The sequence below is a fragment of the Nonomuraea sp. NPDC049028 genome, from assembly GCF_043197735.1.
GTDB lineage: Bacteria > Actinomycetota > Actinomycetes > Streptosporangiales > Streptosporangiaceae > Nonomuraea.
In genome coordinates, this window is record NZ_JBICTR010000013.1 from 393,193 (window position 1) to 412,646 (window position 19,454).

Annotated in this window: 18 protein-coding genes; 9 read left to right on the forward strand and 9 right to left on the reverse strand. The window is 69.9% G+C overall.

From position 1 onward, the window contains the following. Positions 1-106: 106 nt before the first annotated feature. A complete protein-coding gene (locus tag ACGFJ2_RS45205; RefSeq protein ID WP_393479158.1) occupies positions 107-772 on the reverse strand; it encodes an ABC transporter permease in 666 nt (221 codons plus the stop codon). 129 nt (positions 773-901) lie between these two features. Between ACGFJ2_RS45205 and ACGFJ2_RS45210 the strand changes: the two genes are divergently transcribed. Then, entirely contained in the window at positions 902-1,063 is a 162-nt protein-coding gene (locus ACGFJ2_RS45210) for a hypothetical protein (protein WP_393479161.1), read from the forward strand. 9 nt (positions 1,064-1,072) lie between these two features. On the opposite strand, the gene ACGFJ2_RS45215 is transcribed toward ACGFJ2_RS45210, so the two are convergent. Continuing rightward, positions 1,073-1,759, reverse strand: a complete 687-nt coding sequence (locus ACGFJ2_RS45215; RefSeq protein ID WP_393479163.1) for a TetR/AcrR family transcriptional regulator — start codon at positions 1,757-1,759, stop codon at positions 1,073-1,075. A 115-nt stretch (positions 1,760-1,874) separates the two neighbouring features. Here ACGFJ2_RS45215 and ACGFJ2_RS45220 point away from each other — a divergent pair, with 115 nt between their 5' ends. Continuing rightward, complete coding sequence (locus ACGFJ2_RS45220) at positions 1,875-3,020, forward strand: FAD-dependent oxidoreductase (RefSeq protein WP_393479166.1); 1,146 nt, start codon at positions 1,875-1,877, stop codon at positions 3,018-3,020. 13 nt (positions 3,021-3,033) lie between these two features. Here ACGFJ2_RS45220 and add read toward each other — a convergent pair whose 3' ends face one another. After that, positions 3,034-3,978, reverse strand: a complete 945-nt coding sequence (gene add, locus ACGFJ2_RS45225; RefSeq protein ID WP_393479168.1) for an adenosine deaminase — start codon at positions 3,976-3,978, stop codon at positions 3,034-3,036. Next, the gene (locus ACGFJ2_RS45230; RefSeq protein WP_393479171.1) at positions 3,975-4,949 is read right to left on the reverse strand and encodes a nucleoside hydrolase; all 975 of its coding nucleotides are present in this window, start codon (positions 4,947-4,949) and stop codon (positions 3,975-3,977) included. Before ACGFJ2_RS45230 ends, add begins: the two co-directional genes overlap by 4 nt. Before the next feature lie 68 nt (positions 4,950-5,017). On the opposite strand from ACGFJ2_RS45230, the gene ACGFJ2_RS45235 reads away from it, so the two are divergent. The 6 genes from ACGFJ2_RS45235 to ACGFJ2_RS45260 all read left to right on the forward strand — a co-directional run bounded on the left by ACGFJ2_RS45235 (position 5,018) and on the right by ACGFJ2_RS45260 (position 10,112). Beyond that, a complete protein-coding gene (locus tag ACGFJ2_RS45235; RefSeq protein ID WP_358183983.1) occupies positions 5,018-6,013 on the forward strand; it encodes a LacI family DNA-binding transcriptional regulator in 996 nt (331 codons plus the stop codon). Positions 6,014-6,053: 40 nt separating this feature from the next. Beyond that, positions 6,054-6,482, forward strand: coding sequence for an MmcQ/YjbR family DNA-binding protein (locus ACGFJ2_RS45240; RefSeq protein ID WP_393479174.1), 429 nt, complete (start codon positions 6,054-6,056; stop codon positions 6,480-6,482). A 152-nt stretch (positions 6,483-6,634) separates the two neighbouring features. After that, positions 6,635-7,453 carry an NAD(P)H-binding protein gene (locus ACGFJ2_RS45245; RefSeq protein WP_393479176.1) on the forward strand — a complete coding sequence of 273 codons (819 nt, stop codon included), beginning with the start codon at positions 6,635-6,637 and terminating at the stop codon, positions 7,451-7,453. A gap of 192 nt (positions 7,454-7,645) precedes the next feature. Further along, the gene (locus ACGFJ2_RS45250; protein WP_357960485.1) at positions 7,646-8,083 is read left to right on the forward strand and encodes a hypothetical protein; all 438 of its coding nucleotides are present in this window, start codon (positions 7,646-7,648) and stop codon (positions 8,081-8,083) included. Further along, the gene (locus ACGFJ2_RS45255; RefSeq protein ID WP_393479179.1) at positions 8,080-9,303 is read left to right on the forward strand and encodes an NRAMP family divalent metal transporter; all 1,224 of its coding nucleotides are present in this window, start codon (positions 8,080-8,082) and stop codon (positions 9,301-9,303) included. Before ACGFJ2_RS45250 ends, ACGFJ2_RS45255 begins: the two co-directional genes overlap by 4 nt. Further along, positions 9,300-10,112: a hypothetical protein gene (locus ACGFJ2_RS45260; RefSeq protein ID WP_393479182.1), complete on the forward strand. Its 813-nt coding sequence runs from the start codon at positions 9,300-9,302 to the stop codon at positions 10,110-10,112. Before ACGFJ2_RS45255 ends, ACGFJ2_RS45260 begins: the two co-directional genes overlap by 4 nt. A gap of 223 nt (positions 10,113-10,335) precedes the next feature. On the opposite strand, the gene ACGFJ2_RS45265 is transcribed toward ACGFJ2_RS45260, so the two are convergent. From ACGFJ2_RS45265 to ACGFJ2_RS45285, 5 genes are all read right to left on the reverse strand, one after another. Further along, a complete protein-coding gene (locus ACGFJ2_RS45265; RefSeq protein ID WP_357960494.1) occupies positions 10,336-11,145 on the reverse strand; it encodes an alpha/beta hydrolase in 810 nt (269 codons plus the stop codon). A gap of 11 nt (positions 11,146-11,156) precedes the next feature. Then, entirely contained in the window at positions 11,157-11,921 is a 765-nt protein-coding gene (locus ACGFJ2_RS45270; protein WP_393479185.1) for an alpha/beta fold hydrolase, read from the reverse strand. A gap of 84 nt (positions 11,922-12,005) precedes the next feature. Continuing rightward, a complete protein-coding gene (locus ACGFJ2_RS45275) occupies positions 12,006-14,753 on the reverse strand; it encodes an AAA family ATPase (protein WP_393479188.1) in 2,748 nt (915 codons plus the stop codon). A gap of 358 nt (positions 14,754-15,111) precedes the next feature. After that, complete coding sequence (locus ACGFJ2_RS45280) at positions 15,112-15,666, reverse strand: alpha/beta fold hydrolase (protein ID WP_393479191.1); 555 nt, start codon at positions 15,664-15,666, stop codon at positions 15,112-15,114. 114 nt (positions 15,667-15,780) lie between these two features. Continuing rightward, complete coding sequence (locus ACGFJ2_RS45285; protein WP_393479193.1) at positions 15,781-18,006, reverse strand: helix-turn-helix domain-containing protein; 2,226 nt, start codon at positions 18,004-18,006, stop codon at positions 15,781-15,783. 406 nt (positions 18,007-18,412) lie between these two features. On the opposite strand from ACGFJ2_RS45285, the gene ACGFJ2_RS45290 reads away from it, so the two are divergent. Beyond that, positions 18,413-19,447 carry an alpha/beta fold hydrolase gene (locus ACGFJ2_RS45290; protein ID WP_393479196.1) on the forward strand — a complete coding sequence of 345 codons (1,035 nt, stop codon included), beginning with the start codon at positions 18,413-18,415 and terminating at the stop codon, positions 19,445-19,447. The last annotated feature ends 7 nt before the right edge of the window (positions 19,448-19,454 follow it).

The window sequence follows — 19,454 nt, forward strand, 5'->3', positions numbered from 1 at the left end:
AGAGCGGGTGGCATCCTGCCGACCGCTGGCCAGCTTTGTGGCATCTTGCCGACTGCCGGTCAGCGGGTATGGGCAGCACTCTTCTGTCCCGCAGGCTGCGTGCTCGTCATCGGGTATGGTCGGCGCGGTTCCACCAGAGGGCGGTCGTGACGGCTCCGGCCGCGCCGGTGGCCGTGACCAGGAGCAGTCCGGCGAGGCCAGGCGGGTCCTGGCCGGGGTCGGCGATGCGGGCGTACAGGGCGGACACCGACCAGGGGAAGGCGGCGCCATAACCGAGCGCGGCGATCACCTGAGCGGTGAAGACGATGGCGAGCAGGACGCCGACGGCGGCCAGGTAGCCGCGGCCGACGCTGGCGGCCAGGGCCAATGGCGTGGTGGTCAGCGCGGCCGCGGCCACGACGCGTGCGACGCCGTCTCCCACGGTCGGCCCTGACCAGCCGGGCAGGGCGAGCAAGGTGCCGATCAGCAGACCGAGTCCGGCGAGTAGCAAGGCCAGCAGCAGTGCCCAGAGGGCGGCGATGGTGTACTTGGCGGCCACAATGGCGGTGCGGGAGGTGGGCAGGGCCAGCAGGTCGGTGGCGGTGTGGTCGCTGAACTCGCGGCCGAACAGCCAGATCGCGATCATCCCGTAGAGGCCCAGGCCGCCCACCGCGACGGCCTGGGCGAGCAGGGCGAGATAGCCGGACCAGTCGGCGCCGGCGCCGGACAGCTGGGCCTTGTCGCCGAGCAGGCCGAACGCCCGGGCGCGGGCGGGGTCGGCCAGGATGAACATGAACATCCGTCGGCGCGGAGCACCGCGCGGGCGGCGTGGTCGTCGCGGGTGGCCAGGCGCAGGTGGCGGCGGCGGTGCCGGTCCAGGTGGTCGGCGTCGTGCTCGCCGATCAGGCGGCCGTGGTGCAGGATGCCGATGCGGGTGGCCAGGCGGGCGACCTCGGCCAGCAGGTGGCTGGACAGGAACACGGTGGTGCCGTGCTGGTGGGCAGTCGAGACCGACCACGGGAAAGGCGGCGAGCAGGTCGTGGGCGCGCACTGGGCACATCCTTCGGGGTTCCGCACCGCCTGAAGCGCGGCATCACGGGTCCGCGGTCGTGTTCAGGCCGTCCAGGAGCAGGTCGAGGCCGGTGATGAACTGGTCGCGGTCGTCGTGCTCGCGCAGGTCCGTGGTGGTGCGCGTCAGGAAGGGGTAGTCGGCGGGGTCGAGTTCTGCCCAGCTTTCGGCGGTCTGCGCGAGGTAGGCGTCGCGGCTGGTGGCCGCGTCGAGGGTGGCGCGTGGGGTGATGATCTGGGCGCTGACGCCGGTGATGTAGTAGGAGATCGCGGTGGCGACCGCGAAATGCCGTTCGGCGGGCAGCCCGGTCCGTGCGACAAGGGTGCCGATGCGGTCGAGCAGGCGCAGCGCGTTCGCCAGCGTGGCCGGCGCGGTGACGTGGGAGGCCGCCCAAGGGTGCCGATCAAGGGCGTCGAAGACGGCGATGGCGAGCGCGCGCAGCCCGGCGCCGGCGCCTTCCTCGAGGCGCGGAACCGCGGCGAAGGCGTGGCCGAGCACCTGGTCGGCGGCCAGGGCGACGAGCTCGTCCTTGTTCGTCATGTGCCAGTAGAGCGCGCCGGGTCCGGTGTTCAGCTGTTTGGCCAGCAGCCGGAAGGTGAGTCCCCGCTCGCCGTGCTCGTCCAGCAGCGCGACGGCCGCGTCGACGATCACCTCTCGCGAAAGGGCGCCGGCGCGTCCCCCGGTGGGTGCTCTTCCGCGGGTCCGTGGCATGACCTCATTTTGACACATCCTGGATCGGCGTTCCATATTACTTATGGAACGCCGATCCATATTGGTGTCCGGGCAGCCGCCCGGCGCTCCGCCCGTACGGGAACGAGGAAGCCCCATGAACACCAGCCACCACCCGATCGCCATCGTCGGCGCCGGCCTCGGCGGCTTGACCCTCGCCCGGGTCCTGCACGTCCACGGCATCCCCGCGACGGTCTACGAGGCCGACCTCTCGGCGAAGTCCCGTACGCAGGGCGGCCAGCTCGACATCCACGAGGACGACGGGCAGCGCGCGCTCGCCGACGCCGGTCTCACCGCCGAGTTCCGCGCGATCATCCACGAGGGCGCTGAGGCGCTGCGCGTGCTCGACCAGCACGGCAAGCCGCTGTTCGAGGCCCCCGACGACGGCATGGCGCGGCGTCCCGAAGTGCTTCGCGGAGACCTGCGCCGGATCCTGCTCGACTCCCTGCCCGGCCAGACGGTCCAGTGGGGGCGCAAGGTCACCGGTGTCCGGCCCCTCGGCGACGGCCGGCACGAGCTGACCTTCGCCGACGGCGCGAGCGTGACCAGCGGCCTGCTCGTGGGTGCCGACGGCGCCTGGTCGAAGATCCGCCCACTGCTGTCCGACGCCGAGCCCGAGTACACGGGCACGACGTTCATCGACACCTACCTGTACGACGCCGACGAGCGGCACCCCGCGACGGCCGAGGCGGTCGGCGCCGGCGCGATGTACGCGCTGACCCCGGGAAAGGGGATCATCGCGCACCGCGAGGCGGGGAACATCCTGCACACCTACGTCGAGCTGAACCGCCCCGCCGAGTGGATCGCCGACCTCGACTTCACCGATGCCGCCGCCGTGACCGCTCGGGTCGCGGCCGAGTTCGACGGGTGGGCGCCGGAACTCACCGCGCTGATCACCGACGGCGAGACCGCTCCGGTCGCGCGCATGATCCACACACTCCCGGACGGACACCGATGGGATCGCGTGCCCGGCGTGACGCTCCTCGGCGATGCCGCGCACCTGATGCCGCCGTCAGGCGACGGCGCGAACCTGGCGATGTTCGACGGCGCCGAACTCGCCAAGGCGATCGCCGCACACCCCGGCGACATCGAAGCGGCACTCACCGCCTACGAGAAGGAGCTGTTCCCGCGTACCGAGGCCTTCTACGCCGACGCCCACGAAATGCTGGACCTCTGCCTCGGCGACCGGGCACCGTTCGGACTCATCGACCTCATCAACGGTGATTCCCAGGGGCAGCCCTGAGCCACAGCGCCGATCACGGGGTGAAGGCCGCGGCGGCCGCGTGATCCTGCGCGAGCCTGTCCTGCTCAGCCGTCCACCCGGTCGCCGCGCGCAGCTGGTCGAACTCCTGGGACAGGGTGCTCCCCGAGGTGGTGCGCGCGTCGGTGCTGATGGTGACGGCCAGCCCGTCGGCCAGGAGCCGGGGCGCCGGATGCGCCTGGAGGCTGGACACCGCGCCGGTGAGCACATTGCTCGTCGGGCACATCTCCAAGGCGATACCGTCGCGCCGCAGCCGCTCGAGGAGCGCGTGCTCGCCGACGCACCTGACGCCATGGCCGATCCGGCGCGCGCCGAGCACGTCGATCGCCTCCCACATGCTGTCAGCGCCCGCCGCCTCACCGGCATGGACCGTACAGGGGAGCCCCGCCCCGTGGGCGAGATCGAAGGCGGCCCGGTGCGGGGTCGCGGGGTGCAGCCGCTCATCGCCCGCGAGATCGAGTCCGGCCACCTTGTCGCGGTGCCGCAGCGCCGTCTCGGCGACGGCGAGGCTCTCCTCGGGCGTCTGGTGCCGCAGGCAGCACAACAGCAGCCCGGTGCGTACGCCGGTGGCCTGCCGCCCCGCCGCCAGCCCCTCGGAGACCGCTTGGACCGCCTCGTCCAGAGTCATACCGCGATGGCCGTGCAACTGCGGGGCGAAACGCGCCTCGCCGTAGACCACCCCATCGGCGCTCCAGTCTTCGACCAGCTCGCGGGCGGCCCGGTGAAGGGCGTCGGGGGTCTGCAGTACGCGTAGCGGCAGGTCGATGTAGGTGAGGAAGTGGGCCAGGCTGCCGCAGGAGGCGGGTGCCGTGACCAGTTGCTCGACGGGGGCGGTCAAGGCGATGCCCTGGTGGTGTGCCAGGTCGGCGACAGTGCCGGGGCGTACCGATCCGTCGAGATGACAGTGCAGTTCGTGACGCGGTACGGAAGCGGCGGTCATTGGTGCTCTTTCACGTCATGTCGGCTTTGGCGTATTCCGGCGCAGGTGGTGAACAGCAGGTCCTTGAAACCGGCTTCATTGACCCGGCGGACCAGCGTCAGATTGGGCGCCGGGGCGGAGCGGCGGCGGTCGATGATCAGCTGGCCGCGGGTCTCGTCGCCGAGGGCGATGTCCACATGGGCCCGCTCCTGTTCGGTGATCAGTTCGGGTCGCAGTGCCACGGCCATGGCGACGGGGTCGGGGAGGTCATAGCCGGCCAGGCCGGTGACGTCGCGGGCCCAGTCGGCGAGAGTACGGTTCACGCGGTGGGCGAAGGTGGCCATCGGAGTACCGAGCCGCTCCAGCCGGGACTGGTCCTCGGGCGTCATGACGGCGTCCCGGCGGGAGACGTCCCAGCCGATCCAGGTCACCTTGTCGGGCGTGGCGCTCTCCAACACCACCCGGGCCGCCTCGGGGTCGGCCCAGGCGTTGAACTCGGCGGTGGCCGTGATGTTGCCGCTCAGGTCCGCGGCGCCGGCCATGCAGTACACATGCCGGTAGCGGGTCAGCAGATCGCGGTCGCGGACCAGCGCGGCCGCGAGATTGGTGAGCGGGCCGAGCGTGACCAGCGTCAACTCGCCCGGATGACCGCGCGGGGAGGACAGCAGGATCTCGACGGCGTGCCGCTCCTCGGCCGGCCGCAGGGGGTCGGGTAAGCCGATGTCGCCCATTCCGTCCTGGCCGTGCACCTGCTGGGCGGTGGACAGCGGACGTGTCATCGGGCGTTCGCATCCCGGATGGACGGGGACGTCGACGCGCCCGGCCACCTGCAGGGAAAAGAGCGCGTTGCGGGTCCCCGTCGCCAGGGGTACGTTGCCCGCCACCGTGGTCACGGCGCGGATGTCGCCCAGACCGCCGGCGGCGGCCAGCAGCAGCGCCACCGCGTCGTCCGACCCGGTGTCGGTGTCGATGATCAAGGGAAGAGCCGGCACTGCTCACCTTTCATCTAATCGGTTAGACCACGCTATCTAATCGATTAGCTGGCAGGATGTAAACCGCTATGACGAAACGCGCAGACAAGCCCATCACGCTCGCCGATGTGGCCCGCCGGGCGGGGACCTCCACGGCGGTGGTCAGCTATGTGATCAACGACGGTCCGCGTCCCGTCGCCGCCGCGACGCGCGAACGCGTCCTGGCGGCCGCGGCCGAGCTGCGCTACCGGCCCAACCGCATCGCCCGGGCACTGCGCTCGCGTACGACGGGCGTGGTCGGCCTGGTGCTGGCCGACGCGTCCAATCCCTACTTCGGCGCCCTGGCCAGACACATCGAGCAAGCGCTTGAGAAGCGCGACCGCCTCACGCTGGTCGGCAACGCCGGATACTCCGCGGAGCGCCAGCGGCATCTCACCGAACGGTTCCTGGCCGCCCAGGTCGACGGGCTGGTGATCGTCGCCGCGGACGGCGGGGGAGATGTGGCGGCCCAGGCTGAAGCGGCAGGCGTACCGGCCGTGTACGTCCATCACGGGCACCCCGGCGGGCACGGACAGGTGGTGGCGGCCGACAACCAGGCCGCCGTGCGCGAAGCCGTCGGACACCTGCGCCGGCACGGGCACCGGAGCCTCGCCTTCCTGGCCGGCCCCACCGACGATGGGCCCGTGGGAGTGCGCCGCGAGGCATGGGCCGCGGCCGTGACCGGAGATCCGGACGCCGTACTCCTGCGCTGCGACTACTCACGCGGCGCCGCGGACGCCTTGACCCGCCACCTCATCGCCGAAGGGACCATGCCGCGCGCCTTGATCACCGCCACGGACGAGCACGCCATCGGGGTCCTGTCCGGGGCGTGGGCCCGCGGGCTTGCGGTCCCCGACCGGCTGGCGCTGATCAGCCTCGACGGTACGCCGGAGAGCGCCCACACCGCTCCGGCGCTGACCGTCACCGAACAGCCGTTGCGGGCCATGGCGGAGCAGGCCGTCGAGCTGCTGTTCGGCGATATTTCCGGGGCGCTTGCCGCACATGCCCCTTTGGTCGTCAGGCGCAGCTGCGGCTGTGCGGCTTGATGATCTCGTCCAACACGCTGAAATTTCTTACGCTGGGCGTGTGCCCGACGATGATGGAACTCGGCCCGCCCGCGTCGAGGACGTGCATGAACTGGCCCTGGCCATGCCGCACGTCACCGTCGTACACGGGACCGGCGGCAATCCGGTCTACCAGGTAGGCGGGAAGTCGTTCATCTTCTTCCGCAACCCACGGCCTGATGCGGTCGACCCCGAAACCGGGGAGCGCTATCCGGATGTGATCGTCTTCTGGGTCGAGTCCGAGGCGGACAAGCAGGCGCTGGTGCAGGACGAGGCGTCGCAGTTCTTCACCACCCCGCACTTCGACGGTCACCCGTCGGTACTCCTGCGGGCCGGCCGGATCGGTGAGCTCACCCGGAACGAGCTGGCCGAGGTGGTCCAGGACGCGTGGCTGTCCCGTGCGTCAGCGCGCAGAACGGCAGCGTGGCTGAGCGCGCATCCTCCGGCGTGATCACACTTCGCCTGGGAAAGCTTGCTCACGGGTCCGGGTGTCCGTCCCATGCTCCGGCTCGAAGGTTCATTCAATTAATTGATTGAGTAGTATGTGCGGCATGCCGCCAAAGGAACGGCATGCTCACCGAGGATCAGGGGAGGCCCCACATCATGGCCACGGTTGTTTTCGGCGCCCGGGGGAGTGTCGGCCGCCATGTCGCCGCGGGTTTGACCGCTTTGGGCAAGCCGGTCCGGCTGACGAGCAGGACGCCGGACAGCTCCCACATAGCGGCGGATCTGGACGCGCCGGAAACGTTGCCCGCCGCGCTGGAAGGCGCCTCGCAGGTCTTCCTCTATGCCAAGCCCGCGGGCATCGCCGGTTTCGTGACGGCTGCCCTAACGGCGGGGGTGCGGCACGTGGTGTTGCTCTCGTCCGGGGCGGTCGTGCAGCCCGGCGCCGACCGCAATCCGATCGCGCGGGACCATCGCATCGTGGAGTCGGCCCTGGAGGAGTCCGGGCTGTCCTGGACCTTCCTGCGGCCGGGGATGTTCGCGACCAACGCCCGATGGTGGTGGACGCGGGCGATCAAGGGTGGGGAGGCGGTGCGACTGCCGTACCCGGAGGCGATGACGGCTCCCGTCAGCGAGCGGGACATGGCCGCGCTCGCGGTGACGGCGCTGACCGAGCGCGGGCACGGGCGGCAGGCGTACACGTTGTACGGGCCGCAGGCGCTCACCCTGCGCGAGCAGGTCGGGCACATCGGCGCGGCCATCGGCAGGGAGATCCCGATCGAGGTGGTCACACCCGAACAGGCGCGGGCCGACCTGGGCAGGACGATGCCCGCGATGGGAGTGGAGGCGATCATGGGGGCGTGGGCGGCCGACGCCGAGACCGTCCCGGAGACCTCCGTCATCGTCGAGAAACTCACCGGACGCCCCGCCCAGACCTTCGCGGAATGGGCGCGGGACCACGCCGCCGACTTCCGCTGACCACCTTCAGGCCGGTCCTGCTCTGACAGGTCTCGCAGGACCGGGAGCCTTCGCCGTCGCAAGGTGCATGATCGCTGGGCGGCTGGGCAGGTGCACGCTCGTGCAAGATGAGGGGTTGGTGTTACTCGCGGCCTGGGGGCAATTCCTGGTGCTGCTGGTGCTGCTGGGTTATTTCCTCCTGCGGCGCCGTTCATGACGGGCTCGAAGCGCGTCGCGCCGATCCTGGCTGTGCTGCTGCTGAGCGGGTGTGCGAGCCCGGCCTGGGATGACCACGACTACGGGCTGAAGGCCGCCCAGTCGGCGCAGTCGGCCGCCTCAAGCCTGGAGATCGTACGGCTGGCCGTACGCCATGAGGACCGCCTGACCACGCCCTACCTCAAGACGTTGTTCACCGAGACGGTCAAGGATCTGGGCAGCGTCAACAGCCAGTTCGGCGGGGTGCAGCCGCCGTCCCCCGCCGCCGACGAGGTGCGCGGGCGGCTGCTCGACCTCACCGGCGAGGCCGAGGACCAGGTGGCGTCGCTGCTCATCCAGGTCAGGCGGGACGGGATCAAGGACCCGGCGGCGGCCGCAAAGGATCTTGAAGAGGTCGCCGTGAAGCTGCGGGCCTTCGAGGAGGCACATCGGTGAAGAAGCTCTTCGCGGTGACGCTGGGCATCCTCACCGCCTTCGGGGGGTTCGTCGACATCGGGGACCTGGTCGCGAACTCACTGGTCGGCGCCAGGTTCGGGATGTCGCTCGCCTGGGTGGTCGTGGTCGGCGTCATCGGGATCTGCCTGTTCGCCGAGATGTCGGGCCGGATCGCGGCCGTCTCGGGGCGGCCGGTGTTCGACCTGGTCAGGGAGCGGATGGGGCCACGGGCCGGCCTGGTCAACCTGGGGGCGTCGTTTTTCATCAACGTCCTCACCCTGGCCGCCGAGATCGGCGGCGCGTCACTGGCTCTGGAGCTGGCCACCGGGATCAACTACCTGCTGTGGGTGCCGGGCGTCGCGCTGGTGGCGTGGCTAGTGATGTGGCGGGTCAAGTTCGAGACGATGGAGCGGATCTTCGGGCTGGCCGGGCTGGCGCTGGTGGCGTTCGCGGTGGCGCTGTGGCAGCTCGGGCCCGACTGGCACGAGCTGGGCCGCCAGCTCACCCGGCCGCCGGCCGACGAGGGCGCGCCGACGTACTGCTACTACGCGATCGCCCTGCTCGGCGGTGCGATGACGCCGTATGAGGTGTTCTTCTTCTCCTCCGGCGGGGTCGAGGAGAAGTGGACCCGCAAGGACCTGATCACCTCACGGGCCAACGTGTTCGTCGGCTTCCCGCTGGGCGGATTCCTGTCGCTGGCCATCGCGGGCTGCGCGGCGGTGGTGTTCTTCCCGGTGAAGGCGGAGGTCGACACGCTCGGCCAGATGCTGCTGCCCGCCGGGATCGGGCTGGGGCAGCTCGGCCTGGCCGCGGTGATCTTCGGGGTGTTCGCGGCGACGTTCGGCGCGACGCTGGAGACCGCGCTGTCGTCGGGCTACACCATCAGCCAGTACTTCGGCTGGCAGTGGGGCAAGCTGGTCCGCCCCCGCGACGCCGCGCGCTTCCACTCCGTGGTGCTGGCGGGGGTCGTCATCGCGACCGCGCTGATCCTGACGACCATCGATCCGATCATGGTCACTGAGTACTCGCTGGTCTTCTCGGCGGCGGCACTTCCCCTGACGTACCTGCCGGTGCTCATGATCGCCAACGATCCCGACTACATGGGCGGCCAGGTCAACGGCCGGTTCAGCAACGCACTCGGGACCGCGTACATGATCCTTCTGCTCGTGGTGGCCGTGGCGGCCGTCCCGCTGATGATCGCGACGAAGGCGGGGCAATGAGGGCCAGGGAACTGCACGCGAACCTGCACCTGCTCGACCGGCAGGTGATCAGCGCTGACGACGGGCACCCGGTGTGCAAGATCGACGACCTGGAGCTGACCTTCGACGAGGAGGGGTGCCCTTACCTCGTGTCGATCCTGACCGGCCCGCTCGCGCTGGGCCCGCGCCTCGGCGGCCTCGCCGGCCGCCTGATGGTGGCGGTCACCGAACTGTTCCGCCCCGAAGAGGATCCGGGCCCGCAGCGCCTCCCCATGCGCCTGGTATCAGACATCAACAGCGCTGTCACGGTGGGCGGTACGCCTCAGGAGGCGGCTCTCGAACACTGGGCCCGGGTCAACCTCATCGCCCCGCTGCCGGGCAGCGGCGCCGAGCCGGTCGCCCGCGACCGGCGCCCGGCCAGGATCGGCGAGGTCACGGGCGAGCTGCGGATGAGCGCCCTGCTCGGCCGCCGCGTCCTCGACGCCGACGGCAGGCCGGTCGGGCAGGTGGCCGATGTACGGCTCCGCCAGGACGGGCCGATGCTCGGCGACGTGCAGCACGCTTTTCGCGTCGCCGGCCTCATCGTGGTCCCTCGTCACACCGGCCGACTGTTCGGCTACGAACGCGGCCCGCACGGACCCGGCCCAGCACTCGTCCGGGCCCTCGTCAGAGGACTGCACCGCGACAGCCGCTACGTCACCTGGGAGCAGGTGGACACCCTCGGCGAGGACGTGCGGCTCAACGCCGAGATGGACGCGCTCTTGCCGCTCTCCGACCTCTACCGGCCGATCTCAGCAGACGAGGGGCAAGACAGCGGTCCGACATCATGAATGCCTCGTCGGCCACACTGAGTACATGCGATACGTCGGCCGGGTGCCCGCCCCGCCACTCGACCGGTTCATCGACGACATCTACTGTCTGACCGGGGTGCCACGCATTGCTGGCGCCGGTCACCACCGCGACCTTGCCCTGAAGTTTCAAGTCCATGGCATCCCTTTCTGCGGCACAGCCGCAGCGTTGACCGGTGATGGCGATCAAGGCTACGGATCGCTCTCAGCTCGTGTGTAGGTCGTTCCTGGTGAGCCAGGTCAGGCAGGCGTCGGCGACCTCACGCCAGCCATGGTCGATGGTCAGGGAGTGGCCGCGGTCGGGGAACTCCTGGAAGTCGGTGATCGCGGTGGAGTCCCGGTACTGCTTGAGGGTCGCCTTGGTGACGGTCTCGGGGACGGTGTGGTCCTTGCCGCCGGCGATCAGGAGCAGCGGTCCCCGGGCGTTGTTGCCGGTGTCGACCTTGGCGGGTGAGTGGGGGGAGACGTTGGCGACGGCGGCCTCGAACAGCGGCTTGCCCGGCGCGGGGATGGTCCAGCGTTCGTACAGGTCGGCGGCCTCCTGAGCCGGGATGGCGTTGCCGAATGCGTAGGTGAACTGGTCGAGGGTGAGGGAGACGGCCCGGTGCTTGTTGGCCGGGTTCTTGAACACCGGCAGGGTCGAGCGCAGCGCCGACAGCGGCAGCGGCAGCACGCCCTTGATCTGTGCGGCGTCGATCGCGATCGCGGCTCTGGCCAGGTCCTGCCCGAGCAGCTTCTCGGCGATCATGCCACCGAAGGAGTGGCCGATCAGGATCGGCTTGACTTCCAGAGCGTTGATGATCTCCGTGTAGTGGGCGACGACGTCGTCGATGCCATGGTCGGCGATAGCGTCGGGGTCCTTGCGGGACTGTTCGACGCTTTCGCTGTCGCCCGGCCAGCCGGGGGCCATCGCGTCGTAGCCGGCGGCCGTGAACAACTCGATCCAGGAGGACCAGGAGGTGGCGTGCAGCCACAGGCCGTGAATGAAGATGACGGGAGTGGTCGGTGCGGTCATCGGTTGCTCCTCTATGCCGGATGGGGGTGCTTGACCGCCTGGGTCGCGGTCGCGGCGGTGCGGATGTGGTCGGCCACGGCTGCCGGTTGCGACAGCGCGATCGCGTGTGAGGCATCGACCTCGATGGTGTCGGCCCCGGCGCGCTTGGCCATGAAACGCTGGGCGGCGGGATGGATCGCCTGGTCGGCGGTCGCCACGACGTACCAGGACGGCAGGCTCTTCCAGCTCGCGGAGGGAGAGCTCTGCTCGAACGCCACAGCCGCGATGGGGCGCTGCGCGACGGCCGCCACCGAGGTGAGACGCTCAGGCAGGTCGGCGGCGAACACAGCCGGAAACTGGTCGTCCTTGAGGTACAGCTCCACGGCCTCCTGCCCATCGCATGTGCGGAAGACGGCCGGCCGCAGCGCCGGCCCCAGCAGGCTGTCGGGGAAGCGGTCCGTGATATTCAGCACGCTCTCCCCTGCCTCCAGGGCGAAAGCGGTCACGTAGACCAGCCCGACCACGTTGCCCAGTTGGTCCGCGGCCCCGGTGATGACCACGCCGCCGTAGGAGTGACCCACCAGCAGGACCGGGCCGTCGATCGCGGCGACGACGCCGGCGAGGTAGGCGGCGTCGGTGGCCGGTCCGCGCAGCGGGTTGGCAACCGCGATCACGGGAATCCCGGAATCCTGCAGCTCGGCGATCACGCCCGCCCAGCTCGAGGCGTCCGCAAAGGCACCGTGGACCAGCACGACGGTCGGCGTGCTGCCGTTCTTGAAGGATCTCGCTGTGGTCATGGCCTCACCGTAGGAACCTCTCTGCGCGCCTCGCGTACGTCACATGACTGCGTCACCGAGCGTTACCGGAGAGAAGCGGTGGGGTCAGGCTGATATGCGCAGGGTTGTGGTCAACGCCGATCGCGAGGTGATCCCCAGTTTGGGGAAGATCCTGTAGAGGTGGGAACTGACGGTTCGATGGGACAGGTAGAGTTTCTCGCCGATCTCCCGGTTCGTCAGGCCGTCGGCCGCCATCTGGGCGATCTGGAGTTCCTGCGCTGTCAGCACGTCGCGTGCTTCGCTGCTGCGGCTGCGGCTGCTTTCGCCGGAGGCCCGCAGTTCCTGGCGCGCTCGCTCGCTCCAGGGGATGGCCCCCAAGGCGTCGAACGTCTCACGAGCCATGCGCAAGGGCGCCCGCGACTCGGCCGTACGCCGTTGGCGCCGGAGCCATTCACCGTACGCCAGCTGCACCCGGGCCCGCACGAAGGGCCATCGCCGCAGGTCGGCCCCGAGCGCGGCGTCGAAGAAAGGCTCTGCCGCCGCCTCATCGGCCAGAACGGCCCGGGCGTAGCGCAGGTCGGCGTGCAAGGACGGCGACGGTGTGGTGAGCGCCACCGTCTCCAGTTCCTCGATGATGCCGGCGACCGCGCGGCTTTGACCGCTGTGCACCGCGGCGTCTGCGAGTTCGGCGATGGAAAAGCAGCGTAGCGCCAGGTGGAAGGCCGGATCGGCGGGGTCGTGCATCCGTCGCAGATGGTCGAAGGCGTCGGCATAACGTCCCTCGCCCAGCGCGGCGAGCCCACGCGCATGCTGCACCGTGGCCAGCACGGGGCGGGCTCCGATGGGCAGGGCCACCTGCTCGGCCGCCACCGCGAGGCTCTCCACGCGATCCTGTTCGCCGCGTAGCGCGGCGAGCACCGCGCCCGAGGCCTGAGCGATGGCGTGCATCAGCGGCTGGGATGTCTCGTGCGCCAGACGGGCGGCCTCCTCGGCCGCGGGAATGGCCACGCTCAGGTCGGCCAGCCGGGCCGCGCTCCACGCCTGGGCGCCGAGGTCTCGTGCCAGGAGGCTGAGCCGGCCCTGCGCGCGCAGCGCCGGCAGCGAGGCGGCGCAGAATTCCTCTGACAGGTCGAACGCCCCCACCATCAACGCCGAACTGCCGAGCAGGCGGGCCGCCAGCTGGTCGCCGGCCGGGTGGGCGGCCAGATGGCGTAATCGCTCGATCACGACCTTGCCACGCTCGATGGGAGCCGCGAACGCCAAGACCGTCAGCAACCGCCCGTCCAGATCGTCGACGGGCAGGCCCTCGGCCACGGTGACGACGCGTTGCCGCGACCGCTCGTCGGCATGAGCCCAGAAACATCGCAAGGACGCACTGGACAGGAGTTTCAGCGCGAGATCGACGTCTCCCTGCGCCGCCATGCTCTCGGCGAGGTCGGCCAGCGAGTGCGCTGCCGCGCTGTCGTCGCGGATGCCGTCTTCGAAGGTCTCGCGGATCCACACGATACGGGCCCGCTGCTGGGCCGACAGCTGCAGCCGCTCGCCTTCGCCCAGCAGTCGCACGACGATATCGCGCCGTCCCATCTCAGCCGCGTACTCGGCGGCCCGCACCAGCCGTTCGCACCGGTGAGCGGGATTCTCGCTGAGTCTGGCGGCGTGTTCCAGCGCCGCGACGGCCGACAACAGGTCGCCCCGACGTCGCACGCTTTTGGCCGTAGTCTCCAGCTCGACGGCGATGGTCTCATCCGGCCTGGAGGTGGATGCCGCGCGGTGCCAGAGGCAGCGGTCCGGCCGGCCGGTGAGGACGTCGGCCAAGGCGGCGTGCACCGCGTGCCGCTGGGAGATGCTCGCCCCCTGGTAGATCGCCGAGCGCATGAGCGGGTGCCGGAACGACACTCCGGCTTCGTGCACGTCGACCAGCCGTACGGTGACAGCGGGCGCCAGATCGTCTGCCGTGACCGGTACGCCGGTGATCAGCGCAGTGGCGTCGAGGGTCTCGGAAAGGGCGGTGCTGTCGTTGAGCGCGGCGACCAGCAGCATGGTCCTGAGGATCGACGGCAACTCCGACATGCGGGCGGTGAAGGTCTGTTCCAGCCGGGTGGTCAGCGGGAGCCACCCCGGCGGCAGGGGCCCCTTCCCGTCCTGCGTTTCTGCGGCGATCGGCAGCTCGACCAGGGCCAACGGGTTTCCCGCGGCCTCCCTCAGCAACCGTGTGCGCACCGTCGGCGTAAGGGTGGGGCTGCAGGCGTCCAGCAAGGCGGTCGCGGCCGTGTCATCGAGCCGATCGAGGAGCAACTCCGGCAGCTCCGCCCCGTCAAGTGGACTCCGGAAACCGTCGCGTATCGCGGCCAGCAGCACGATCGGTTCGGAGTCCAGCCGTCGCGCGACGAACGCGAGCACGTCGGCGCTGGCGCGGTCCAGCCAGTGAGCGTCTTCGACCAGGAGCAGGACAGGCGAGCGGGCGGCGGCTTCGCCCAGGAGGTTCAGCGCCGCCAAGGCGATGAGGAACGGATCGGGTACCCGGGCGTCGGTCAACCCGAAGGCCGCTCCCAGCGCGTCGCGCTGCGGGGCGGGCAGTTCTCCGATCTCGGCACGGAGCGGAAGCAGCACCTGATGCAGACCGGCGAAGGGCATGTGCGTCTCTGATTCCACACCCACCGTCCGCAAGATCCGCATGCCACGCGCGGCCGCGATCCCCGCCGTGTCCAGCAACAGGGCCGACTTCCCGATCCCCGCCTCGCCGCGCACCAGCATCGCCCCGCCGCTCATGCGGACGCCGTCCACGAAATCGCCGAGACGCCGCTGTTCGGACTCCCGCCCGAAAAGTGCTCTTACTGGCTGGTTTGCCGGCATATAAAGCCATGGTCGCTTGCTCTCGGAGTCCCGTCCAGCGAACCCGGCCTCCGGGTAGAAGCGGACCGCTGAGCCGGAGTCACTGTCCCATCCGTTGACAGATCGCTTCTGACCAGGCCGGTCGTGCGCTGTGGTGGAATCTGCGGGTGTGGCGGTGATGAGGGTGCCGCCGGGGATGAACAGCATGCCTGCGTCGGGAACGTGGGTCATGAGGATTCCGCCTTTCACTGATGCGTTCAGTTCTGCGGGTGCGCGTGTTCTGGGCGGGTCCCTCATCCCCTGTTCGAACGCCTCTGAGCAGCGCCTTGTCACTTGGTGGAACTGTCCGGTCGGATGTGACCGATATCCGGGGCGGAGGTCAGGCGGCGGCCTCGCGGATGAGGTCGGCGACGGCGGCGGGCTGGGAGACGTAGACGGCATGGCTGCCGATGACCTCGACGACCTTCGCTCCGGCGCGCGCGGCCATCGTGTGCTGAGCCGGTGGCGGGATCATCCGGTCCTCGGTCGCGACGAGGTACCAGCTGGGCTTGTGCCGCCAGGCCGGTTCGGTGACCGCCCCGCCGACGGCGTCCACGCCCCATGGGACCTGGGAGTCAGAGGCGATGAGGGTGTTGACCGATTCGCCCCTGTCGGGGGCGAACGCGGCGATGTACACCAGCGACGCGACGTTGGGGTGGGTGCCGGCCTCGCTGATGACGGCCCCGCCGTAGGAGTGACCGACCAGGATGGCCGGGCCGTCGAGGCGGTCCAGGATCCGTCGGGTCTCCTCGGCGTCATCCTCCAGCGACAGCGCCGGGTTCCGTACGATGTGGACGCGGAGTCCGTCCCTGGTCAGCTCGTCGCAGATGCCCTGCCAGCCGGATCCGTCGACGAAGCCACCGTGCACGAGCACGATGTTCCCGATGGTGGTCATGGTCGCTCCTGAGCTGGATGGACAGGCCCGGCGCCGGTCCCCGTGCACTCCATCCAAGTCGCGCGCGCATGGCCCGGCCACGCAGAACAGGACGCAGAAGTAGCGCGGAAACCGTCAGTCGTTCGCCAGATCGCGGCAGCGGCTGCTCGCCTCGGCGTCGCCGATGGCCTCATACACCTCGGCCGCCCGCGCGTAGGTATGGCGGCTCTCGCCGGTCCGGTCCTCGTCGGCCAGCAAGGCCGCCAGTGTCTCCAGGGAGCGTGCCTGCGGGACGGGCAGCTGAGCCTGCTCCATGAGGCTGATCGCCTTGGTGAGCTTGGTGATCGCTTCGGCGCGGTGGCCGAGCAGTCCCAGACATTCGCCGACGCGGGCAAGCGCGATCGGCCGGGCGAACGCCGCGACGCTCGGCGTTACCCCCGAGCGGTCGTCGTTCAGCAGGGCCAGCAGGTCGAGGTACTGCTCCAGTGCCTTGGCGTGGTGTCCCGCATCGCGAAGGCAGGTGCCGAGGGCGCCGAGACAGTGGCAGTACCGATCCATGTCGCCGTTGGCCAGGTGGATCCGCGCCGCCTGGGTTTCCGCCGCGATGGCCTCATCGAGCCGCCCGAGCCGTCGAAGCGCGCCAGCCGCGTGGTGGTGGGCCAGGGCGATCTGCGTGGTGGCACCGCTGCGGGTTGCCAGGTCTATCGCCTGGGCTGTGTAGCGCAGTGTGGTCTCCAGGTCCTCTCGCGGCACCAGATGGACCCAGGCCAGCATGTTCAGCTGCGCGGCCTGCCGGGCAGGATCCCCCAGAACAGCGGCGGCCTCGGCACCGAGGGTGAACACCTCGTACCAGTGCGGCGCGTGCATCCACTGATCGGAGAACCAGTCCATCGACTCGGCGCAGTCGAGGACGGCGGTGAACCGGCCGATGCTCGCCGCGTAACGTAACGCGCCCAGCCAGTTGTCCGCATTCACGCGTAGCCAGTGGTCGGCCTCCTCGGGGGAGGCCAGGTCGGCGAGGTCGGGGTCAGGCCGGTCGGGACGGCCGTACAGGGGCTCGAACCACCGCCCGGCGGTGGTGGCCATCCGCACCAGCCACGACGTCATCGTCATGGTGAGCGCGTCGCGCTCGGCCGCGGGTTCCTCCTCCCGAAGCCGGTCGCGGGCGAACAGCCGGACCAGGTCGTGGAAGCGGTAGCGTCCCAATGTGCTGTCCTGCAGCAGACCGAGGTCGACGAGTTCGTCGAGGGCGTCCCATGCCCCCTCGATCGATGTGCCGCCTACCACGGCGGCGAGAGCGGCGTCGAAGCTGCGACCCGGCACCAGGGCGAGCCGGCGGAAGACTCGCCGCGTTGAGGGGGCCAGCTGCTCGTAGGACAACCCGAACGCGGTGGCGATCTTGAGGTCGCCGGCGCTGAGCTGGTCCAGGCGGCGCTCCTCGTTTGTCAGCCGGGCGGCGAGGTCGGTGGCGTTCCAGCCGGGCCGGCTGACCAACCGATTTCCGGTGATCCGGAGCGCGAGGGGCAGACCGCCGCACAGCTGCGCGAGCTGCCAGACGGCCGAGCCTTCGTCCGAGGCACCGCGGTCCTTCAGGATTCCGGTCAGCAGTTCGGTTGCCTCCAGCAGGGGCAAGGGCCCGAGGCCGAGTCTGCGCACCCCTTCCAGGCCGGCCAGCAGGCGGCGGCTGGTCACCAGGGCCTTGCCCGCGCCACCGCCCGGCAGCAGCGGCCGGACCTGCTCCTCGGAGGCGGCGTTGTCGAGCACGATCAGTGCGCGCCGGTCACGCAGCAGAGACCGGTACAAGGACGCGCGCCCGGCGACGTCGCCCGGGATCTGCTGATCCGCGATGCCGAGTGCGCGAAGCAGCATGCCCAGGGCCTCGTCGACGGGCAGTGGCTGCGCGGACATACCGAACAGGTCGAGGAAGAACACCCCGTGGGGGAAGTCCGGCCGCAGGGCGTGGGCGGCGCGGACGGTCAGCGTGGTCTTGCCCAGCCCGGCAGAGCCGGTGATGAGCCAAACGCCAGCGGTGCCCGGCGCGTCCCCGGCGCGTAAGAGCTCGCTGGTCCAGGCCAGTTCCGCGGCTCGGCCGGTGAAGTCGTCGACGGAGCGCGGCAGCTCGCACAGACCGGTCGGGCGGGCCCAGTGATCGCGCAGGCGGCCCTCGCGCGCCAGCTCGACGAGCTGTTTGCGGTCGGCCTCGGCCAGACCGAGGGCATCGGCCAGCGCGGTGACGGTCCGATGCTGGGGGCCCTTGCTGCGTCCGCGTTCCATGTCCGACAGCGTCCGGGCGCTGACCCCCGAGGCCTCGGCGAGCTGCTCCAGCGTCAGACGTGCCGCGTGCCGATGGCGACGCAGCACCTCCGCGAAGCTGGGTGGGGCAGTGATCGAGTGCTCCTTCTCCGCGCCCTAGTGGAGATCACCCAAAGCTTACGGGAAGACCGGTGACAGCGGCCTTGGCCATCGGTCACGGGCACGTTCACCCCGCGCAGATCGGCGGCACGAGACACCCGCGTCAAGCCCGCTCTGAACCTGGAACAAGACCTGCAGTCACGTAGCGCTCGGTGACGCAGTCAGGTGACGCTCGCGCGGCAAGCGAGCCGGTTTCTACGGTTTGCCCCATGAGCACCCAGCGCTCCTTGAGCAGCGATGCCGGGGACCGTCGGCGACGCCCCGGTCCACCGTGGAGACACCGGCGAGCCGGACCGCACAGTCGGCGCATTCGGCAGCCTACGACCCTCGCTCGCCTCGAAAAGGGGAACGTCTTGTGAAAACAATCCATTTCACCCTTGACCCGAAGATCCGCGGCCGCGTCGTCGTCCCGATCGCGGTGATCGGCATGCTCGCCTCCTTCGCCCCTGCCGCCGCCGCCCAGGCCGCCCCGGCGCCCATCACAGCCATTGCCTCCAAGACGCCGTCGAAGACCGGCCATGAGCCGCGCATTCCGGCAGGTTTCCGCGAGAAGAGAGTTCAGGTCGGCAACGTCGCGATCAACTATGTGCGGGGTGGACACGGGCCGACGCTGGTCCTGCTGCACGGATACCCGCAAACCTGGTACACCTGGCGCGAAATCCTGCCCGAACTCGCCAAGCACTACACGGTCATCGCGCCGGATCTACGCGGAGCAGGCAAGAGCGACGCACCCGCCCGTGGCTACGACAAGAAGACCCTCGCCGCTGACCTGTACGGCTTGCTGACCACGCTCGGCCTCAGGCGGGACATCAGGCTCGTGGGGCACGACATCGGCACGATGGTCGCCTACGCCTACGCCGCCGGCCACCCTGGTGACGTCACCAAGCTGGTCCTCAGCGAGGCCCCCATCCCCGACAAGACCCTCTACACCTTCCCCTCCCTCACCGCGAAGGGGCCCGGCTTTTGGAACTTCGGCTATTTCAGCCTCACCAACGGCCTGCCCGAGCGCATGGTGAACGGCAGGGAAGAGCAGTGGGTGGAGCGTTTCGTCGACTCCCTCGAAGTCAAGAAGAACGGCGTCAGCGACAAACAGGTCCGCGAGTACGCCCGCTACCTGCGCGATGACGCTCACCTGCGGGCGAGTTTCGCATGGTTCCGCGCCTTTCCCAAGGACGTCGCCGACAACAGCGCGTACAGCGCGAAGAAGCTCACCATGCCCGTGCTCGCCATCGGCGCCCGCGGCAGCCTCGGTGACTCCGTCCCCACCCAAGTCCGCCAGTACGCCAGCCATGTGACCGGGATCGTCATCGAGGACTCCGGTCACTGGATCTTCGAGGAACAGCCCGAACAGCTCACCCGCACACTCCTGCGCTTCCTCAAAAAGAACTGACCCGACA